This window comes from Nocardioides sp. (genome assembly GCF_030149505.1).
GTDB lineage: Bacteria > Actinomycetota > Actinomycetes > Propionibacteriales > Nocardioidaceae > Nocardioides.
In genome coordinates, this window is sequence record NZ_JASBRN010000082.1 from 101,687 (window position 1) to 108,802 (window position 7,116).

A 7,116-nucleotide genomic window follows, 5' to 3' on the forward strand; every position below is an offset into this window, starting at 1 on the left:
GGGTCCTCTGCTCTGGGATGGATGTGGGGTCGGACGGGGTCAGGAGTCGAAGCCGAGGCCGGCCCGGTCGAGCGTGCGCAGCCACAGGTTGCGGCGGCCGCCGTGCCGGTCGGCGCTGGCCAGCGACCAGCGGGTCAGGTTGATGCCGACCGAGCGCAGCGGCTCGGGCGGGAAGGGCAGCGGCCGCTCGCGCACCATCCGCAGCCGGGTGCGCTCGGTGTCGGCGCCGTCGAGCAGGTCGAGGGTGACCTGGGCGCCGAAGCGGGTGGCCGCGACACCGAGCCCGGTGTAGCCCAGCGCGTACCCGACGCGGCCGCCCAGCGCCGTACCGAAGAAGGCGGCGAAGCGCGTGCAGGTGTCGATCACCCCGCCCCAGCGGTGCGTGAAGCGGATGCCCTCCAGCTGCGGGAACGTCTCCAGGAAGTGCTCGGCCAGCAGCTCGTGGGTGGCGTCGCGCTGCTCCAGCGAGGCGTCGATCCGGCCGCCGAAGTGGTGCACCGCGTCGTAGCCGCCCCACAGGATCCGGTCGTCGCGGGTCAGGCGGTAGTAGTGGAAGAGGTTGGCCGCGTCGCCCACGCCCTCGCGCCCCTCCCACCCGATCGCCGCCCTCTGCTCCGGCGAGAGCGGCTCGGTCATGAGCACGTGGTCGTAGACCGGCACCGTCATCAGCCGCAGCCGCCGCAGCAGCGACGGGAACGCGTTGGTCGCCAGCACCACCTGCGCGGCTCGCACCGAGCCGGGCCCGTCCGGCCCCCGCGTCCCCACCCGTACGCCGCCGGCCGACCGCTCCAGGGAGACCGCCCGGGTCTGCTCGTGGATGGCCACGCCGTCCTCGAGGCAGGCCCGCCGCAGGCCCCACGCCAGCCGGGCCGGCTCGACGAGCGCCGTGCCGTGGCGGTCCAGCAGCCCCCCGACGTACGACGGCGAGTCGACGCGCGCGCGGACGGCTGCCTCGTCGAGCAGCTCCACCTCCGCGCCGTGGCGCCCCATCTCGGCGGCGAGCTCCGTGAGCTCCTCGACGTGGTGCGGCCGGGTGGCCACCGTGAGCTCGCCGGTGGGTCGCCAGTCGCAGTCGATCCCGCGGTCGGCGACCACCTCCCCGATCGCCGCGAGGTTCTGCGCCCCGAGCCGGTCGAGCTCGGCCAGCTCCTCGGGCCAGCGGTCCAGGCCGTGGGCGAACCCGTGGGTCAGCGAGGCCGAGGCGAAGCCGCCGTTGCGCCCCGAGGCCTGACCGCCGCACTCCCCGGCCTCGACCAGCACGACCGAGCGGCCGGGGTGCCGCTCGCGGGCGAGCAGCGCGGCCCAGAGCCCGGTGTAGCCCCCGCCCACGACCAGCAGGTCCGCCTCGACGTCCCCGACGAGCGGCGGCAGCGGGTCGGGTCGGTCGGGGTCGTCGAGCCAGGCCGTGCGCGGCGCCGCGTCGGCAAGCGCCCGTGCCGCCGCGTCGCTCCGGGTCCGCCTCACACCAGGGCCCGGCGCCGGCGCCGGCTCACCAGCTCGCCGGTGACGACCACCGCCAGCGAGAACAGCAGCATGAGCGTGCCGATGACGTTGACCTGCATCGGGACACCCACGCGGTAGGCGCCCCAGACGTACATCGGGAAGGTCGTCTCGTTGCCGGAGTTGAGGTTGGTGATGATGAAGTCGTCGAAGGAGAGCGAGAAGCTCAGCAGCGCCGCGCCGAGGATGCCGGGCAGCACCAGCGGGAACGTGACCCGCCAGAAGGTCTGCGCCGGCGTGGCGTAGAGGTCGGCGGCTGCCTGCTCCAGGGTGTCATCGAGCCCGGCCAGCCGCGAGCGCACGGTCACGACCACGAACGATAGGCAGAACATGATGTGCGCGATGAGGATCGTCCAGAAGCCCAGCAGGCCCGAGGCGCCGGCGGCCACGAAGAGGGTCAGCAGCGAGGAGCCCAGCACGATCTCGGGCGCGGCCATCGGCAGGAAGATCAGCAGGTTGGCCGAGGAGCGCCCGGCGAAGTCGTGGCGCACCAGGGCGAAGCCCGCGAGGGTGCCCAGCACCGTGGCCACGAGCGTGGCCAGGAACCCGATGCGCAACGAGAGCCCGAGGGCCTCGCACATGGCGGCGTCCTCGCAGATGTTGGCCCAGTTGTGCAGCGTGAAGCCGTCGAAGGAGTAGACGTTGCGGGCCGCGGGCTCGTTGAAGCTCATCAGCACCACGACGGCGATCGGCACGAAGGTGTAGGCGAGCACGCCCAGTCCCAGGAGGAGGACCATTCGCTCGCGCAGCCAGGCGGTCACAGCAGCTCCTCCGTCCCGGCGCGGCGGACGTAGACCAGCACCATCGCGACGATGAGCACCATCAGCAGCACCGACAGCGCCGCAGCCACCGGGGAGTTGTTGGCGTCGATGAACTGGCCCTGGATGACGTTGCCGATGACGCGCTGGTTGGTCGAGCCGAGGAACTCGGCGTTGATGTAGTCACCGGCGGCCGGGATGAAGGTGAGCAGCGTCCCGGAGACCACGCCCGGCAGCGAGAGCGGCCAGGTGACCTTCCAGAAGCCGACGAACGGGTGGGCGTAGAGGTCGCTGGAGGCCTCCACGAGCCGGGGGTCGATCTTGTCCAGGCTCGCGAAGAGCGGCAGCACCATGAAGGGCAGGAAGTTGTAGGCCAGGCCGGCCACGACCGCCACCGGCGTCGCGAGCAGCCGGTCGTCGGGTCCGAGCACCCGCAGGAACTGCAGGGCGTCCACGACGAACCCCTCGTCGGAGAGGATCAGCTGCCACGACAGCGTGCGCACGAGGAAGCTGGTGAAGAACGGCGCGATCACCAGCACCAGCAGCAGCCACTTCCAGCGACCGGCCTTGAAGGCGATCGCGTAGGCCAGCACGTAGCCGAGCACCAGGCAGATCCCGGTCGCGAGGGCGGCGTACCAGAGCGAGCGCAGGAAGGGTTGCCAGTAGGCCTCGACCACGTCGACGTAGTTGCCCCAGGCGTAGGTCATCTCGTAGCCGCGGAAGTCCGAGCCCGAGGCGTCGAAGAGGCTGGTGGCCACCAGGGAGTAGAACGGGACGACGAAGAAGAGCAGCAGCCACAGGGTGGCCGGCAGCATCAGCAGGTAGCCCGTGCGGCCCCGCCGGCGCCGCGACCCGGACGGCTCCGCCGCCAGCGTGGCGGTCTCCGGGACCGCCTGCGCCGCCTGGGTCACCGGGTCTCCCCGTCGTCGACGCCGGCTGCGGCGTCCTGGTTGATGTCGAGGCAGAAGGCGTACTCCGGACGCCACGACAGCTCGACCTTCTCCCCCACTGTGAACATCCGGGTGCGGCCGGTGTTCTGGGAGAAGACCTGGAGCTCCTGGCCCCAGGGCATCCGCACGAGGTACTGCGTGGAGACACCCACGAAGGAGACGTCGCTGACCACCCCGCCCGGGACGGTGTTGCCCGGGGCGTCGAGGTCGGCGCCCTCCTCGCCGATGAGCACCTTCTCCGGGCGAATGCCGATCCAGCCGCCCTCCCCGTCGGTGTGGGTGCGCGCGGTCGGCACCGAGACGGTGATGCCGTGCATGTCGAGGGTCGTGACGTCGGCCGAGCGCGAGAGCACCCGCCCCTCGATCAGGTTGGACTGACCGAGGAAGTTGGCCACGAAGGTCGAGCGGGGGTTCTCGTAGAGCTCGGCGGGTGCGCCGAGCTGCTCGATGACCCCGCCGTTCATCACGGCCACGGTGTCGGCCATCGTCATGGCCTCCTCCTGGTCGTGGGTGACGTGCATGAAGGTCAGCCCGACCTCCACCTGGATCCGCTTGATCTCGATCTGCATCGAGCGCCGCAGCTTCAGGTCCAGCGCTCCCAGCGGCTCGTCGAGCAGCAGCACCTCCGGCTCGTTGATCAGCGCGCGGGCCAGCGCGACGCGCTGCTGCTGCCCGCCGGAGAGCTGGGCCGGGCGCTTGCGGGCCTGGCTGTCGAGCTCGACCAGCTCGAGCATCGCGCGGACCTTCGACTCCACGTCGCGCACCTTGCGCCGGCGCAGCCCGAAGGCGACGTTCTCGTAGATGTCCAGGTGGGGGAAGAGCGCGTAGTTCTGGAACACGGTGTTGACCGGGCGCTGGTGGGCGCGCCGGTCGGTGATGTCCTGGCCGGCCAGCGTGATCCGCCCGGACGTCGGCACCTCCAGGCCCGCGACCATCCGGAGCGTCGTGGTCTTGCCGCAGCCCGAGGGACCGAGCAGGGCGATGAAGGAGCCCCGTGGCACGTCGAGGTCCAGGTCGTGCACGGCGGTGAAGCCGTTGGCGTAGCGCTTGGTGAGGCTGCTCAGCCGCAGCCCCCCGTCCGGGCCATCGTGGGCGCCGGAGCCGGGTCCGGGGGCGGCGGGCGCGGGCGCCCCGGTCGCGGCGGTGTCAGCCGACGGTGGCATCGGACCAGTCTCCTTCGTACTGCTGGGACTGCCGGTCGTCGAGCGGCATGAAGTCCCAGGTGTCGGCGAGGAACTCCTCGTCGGGGAAGATCAGGGGGTTGTCGACCAGCGAGGCGTCGACCTGCTCCATCGCCTCGCGGGCTCCCTCGACGGGGCAGATGTAGTTGACCCAGGCCGCCAGCCGGGCGGCGACCTCGGGCTCGTAGTAGTAGTCGATCCAGGCCTCGGCGTTGGCCTGGTGCGTGGCGAGGTTGGGCACCAGCATGTTGTCGCTCCACAGCGACAGCCCCTCCTCGGGCACCACGAACTTGATGTCGGGGTTGTCGTACTGCGCCTGGATGACGTCGCCCGACCAGGCCTCGCACGCCACGATGTCGCCGTTGGCCAGCTGCTGGAGGTAGTTGTTGCCGGCGAACTGCCGCAGCTGCCCGTCCGAGACCGCCCGGTTGAGCGCGTCGATGGCGTCGTACCACTCGTCCTCGGTGAAGTCCTCCGGCTCGGCCCCGACGACCTTGAGCATGAACCCCATCGTGTCGCGCATCTCGGTGAGCAGGGTGATCCGGCCCTTGAGGTCCGAGCGGGTGAGCAGCTCGGAGAAGCTGCCCACCTCGTCGACGTACGCCGCGTTGTAGGCGATCCCGGTGAGGCCGGACTGCCACGGCGCGCTGTAGGTGCGGTCGGGGTCCCAGGCCTTGTCGCGCAGGGAGTCGATGAGGTTCTCGTGCAGCCGGGGGACCCGTTCGCGCTCCAGCGGCTGGATCCAGCCCAGGCCGATCATCCGGGCGGCCATCCAGTCGGTCAGCACGATCATGTCGCGGTCGATCGGCTCGCAGGAGCCGAGCTGGTTGCGGACCTTCGCGTAGAACTCCGCGTTGTCGTTGACGTCGTCGTTGTACTCGACGGTGATGCCGGTCGTGTCCTGGAAGGTGTTGTAGGTCCCGCGCGGGTTGCGCCGGGGGTCGATGTAGCCGGTCCAGTTGGAGATGACCAACCGTCGCTCGCGCTCGGACAGGTCGGTGGCCCGGCAGGACGCGGGGTCCTGGGCAGCACCGGCCACGCTGAAGAACGGCAGCTTCAGCGCCGCCACCGACAGGCCGGCGGCGGCGACCGCGCCACCGCCGCGGAGCAGCCCGCGCCGGGACAGGGTCGAGCGGCGCGCAGGCGCCTGGTCGTCGGGTGCCATGGGCCTCCTCCGGTCAGCGGGTCCTCGGATCGTGCCACTGACGACCGCCCCCGACAAGGGATCCGGTTGAACCGAAACCTGTTGGCAACGAAATCGCTCGTTGGCACTCCCGAGTGGGATCGGCGTCGTGCAGGCTCGCCGACCGGTACGGTCCGTCCATGAGCAGGAAGAGCGAGGGGGCGCTCCCCCACCTCGACGAGGTCTCCAAGGCGATCATCGAGCAGCTGCAGCAGGACGGCCGCCGCTCCTACGCCGCCATCGGCAAGGTCGTGGGCCTCTCCGAGGCCGCGGTGCGCCAGCGGGTCCAGCGACTCGTCGAGGCCGGGGTCATGCAGGTCGTGGCCGTCACCGACCCCATGCAGCTCGGCTTCGCCCGCCAGGCCATGGTCGGCATCCGGGCCACCGGGCCGCTGGAGCCGGTCGCCGACGCGCTCGCCGCCCTCGACGCCGTCGACTACGTCGTCATCACCGCCGGCTCCTTCGACCTGCTCGTGGAGCTGGTCTGCGAGTCCGACGAGCACCTGCTCGAGCTGCTCTCCAGCCAGATCCGCACCGTGCCGGGCGTCGTGGCCACCGAGACCTTCATGTACCTCCAGCTGCGCAAGCAGACCTACTCCTGGGGCGTGCGGTGAGCGGGGCCAGCTCCGGGGCGCTGGCCGGGGCCCTGGGCTCCGGCCGGAGGCTTGCGCTGGTCCGCCGCCCCGGCCCCCGTGTCGCCGAGGGCCTGGTGACCCACATCGGGCGATCCCCGGTCGACGCCGACCTGGCGCTGGCGCAGTGGCAGGGGTACGTCGACGCGCTGCACGCCGAGGGCTGGCGCACCGTCGAGGTCGAGCCCGCCGACGACTGCCCCGACGCGGTCTTCGTCGAGGACACCGTGGTCGTGCTCGGTGACGTCGCGGTCATCAGCCGCCCCGGCGCCGACGAGCGCAAGCCCGAGACCGCGGGCACCGAGGCCGCGCTGCGCGACCTGGGCTACCGGGTCGAGCGGATCCAGGCGCCCGACACCCTCGACGGCGGCGACGTGCTCAAGCACGACGGGACCGTCTGGGTCGGCCTCGGCGGACGCACGACGCCCGGTGCCGTCGAGCAGCTCCGCACGCACCTCGCGCCGCTCGGGGCGGTCGTCGTCGGCGTACCCCTGGCGAAGGTGCTGCACCTGAAGTCGGCCGTGACCGCGCTCCCCGACGGCACCGTGGTCGGGTGGGACCCGGTCGTCGACGACCCGACGGTGTGGGAGCGCTACGAGCCGGTGCCCGAGGAGCCTGGCTGCCACGTGGTCTGCCTCGACGAGCAGACGGTGCTGATGTCCTCGGCGGCACCGGAGACGATCCGCTCCTTCGAGGCCCGTGGCCTGCGCGTGGTGGCCGTCGACATCTCCGAGCTGGAGAAGCTCGAGGGCTGCGTGACCTGCCTGTCGGTGCGGCTGCGCGGCTGACCCTCCCCCGCCGAGCCCGCGCAACATTACCGAAGGACGCGCCGGCTCGGCGACTCCGTGTCGGGTAAATAGATGGCGCACCGGCGCGCGGGGCCCCCCGCAGGTGCCCCGCCCCCGGGTGCGC

Annotated in this window: 7 protein-coding genes; 2 read left to right on the forward strand and 5 right to left on the reverse strand. The window is 71.7% G+C overall.

Annotated elements, in window-relative coordinates; all coding sequences use genetic code 11:
• Positions 1 to 39: 39 nt before the first annotated feature.
• Genes Q1V71_RS19220 through Q1V71_RS19240 form a run of 5 tightly spaced genes read right to left on the reverse strand, consistent with a single transcriptional unit; the run spans position 40 to position 5,554 of the window.
• Positions 40 to 1,464 (reverse strand): FAD-binding oxidoreductase, encoded by a 1,425-nt coding sequence (locus tag Q1V71_RS19220; protein ID WP_300645942.1) that lies wholly within the window; start codon positions 1,462 to 1,464, stop codon positions 40 to 42.
• Positions 1,461 to 2,261: an ABC transporter permease gene (locus tag Q1V71_RS19225; protein WP_300645943.1), complete on the reverse strand. Its 801-nt coding sequence runs from the start codon at positions 2,259 to 2,261 to the stop codon at positions 1,461 to 1,463. Before Q1V71_RS19225 ends, Q1V71_RS19220 begins: the two co-directional genes overlap by 4 nt.
• Positions 2,258 to 3,169 (reverse strand): ABC transporter permease, encoded by a 912-nt coding sequence (locus Q1V71_RS19230; RefSeq protein ID WP_300645944.1) that lies wholly within the window; start codon positions 3,167 to 3,169, stop codon positions 2,258 to 2,260. The genes Q1V71_RS19225 and Q1V71_RS19230 overlap by 4 nt, the downstream gene beginning before the upstream one ends.
• Positions 3,166 to 4,371: an ABC transporter ATP-binding protein gene (locus Q1V71_RS19235; protein WP_300645945.1), complete on the reverse strand. Its 1,206-nt coding sequence runs from the start codon at positions 4,369 to 4,371 to the stop codon at positions 3,166 to 3,168. The genes Q1V71_RS19230 and Q1V71_RS19235 overlap by 4 nt, the downstream gene beginning before the upstream one ends.
• Positions 4,355 to 5,554 (reverse strand): spermidine/putrescine ABC transporter substrate-binding protein, encoded by a 1,200-nt coding sequence (locus Q1V71_RS19240; protein WP_300645947.1) that lies wholly within the window; start codon positions 5,552 to 5,554, stop codon positions 4,355 to 4,357. Before Q1V71_RS19240 ends, Q1V71_RS19235 begins: the two co-directional genes overlap by 17 nt.
• Before the next feature lie 158 nt (positions 5,555 to 5,712).
• Between Q1V71_RS19240 and Q1V71_RS19245 the strand changes: the two genes are divergently transcribed.
• Together Q1V71_RS19245 and ddaH are read left to right on the forward strand one after the other, a co-directional pair.
• Positions 5,713 to 6,186, forward strand: coding sequence for an Lrp/AsnC family transcriptional regulator (locus Q1V71_RS19245; protein ID WP_300645948.1), 474 nt, complete (start codon positions 5,713 to 5,715; stop codon positions 6,184 to 6,186).
• A complete protein-coding gene (gene ddaH, locus Q1V71_RS19250) occupies positions 6,183 to 6,992 on the forward strand; it encodes a dimethylargininase (RefSeq protein WP_300645949.1) in 810 nt (269 codons plus the stop codon). The genes Q1V71_RS19245 and ddaH overlap by 4 nt, the downstream gene beginning before the upstream one ends.
• Positions 6,993 to 7,116 lie beyond the last annotated feature (124 nt).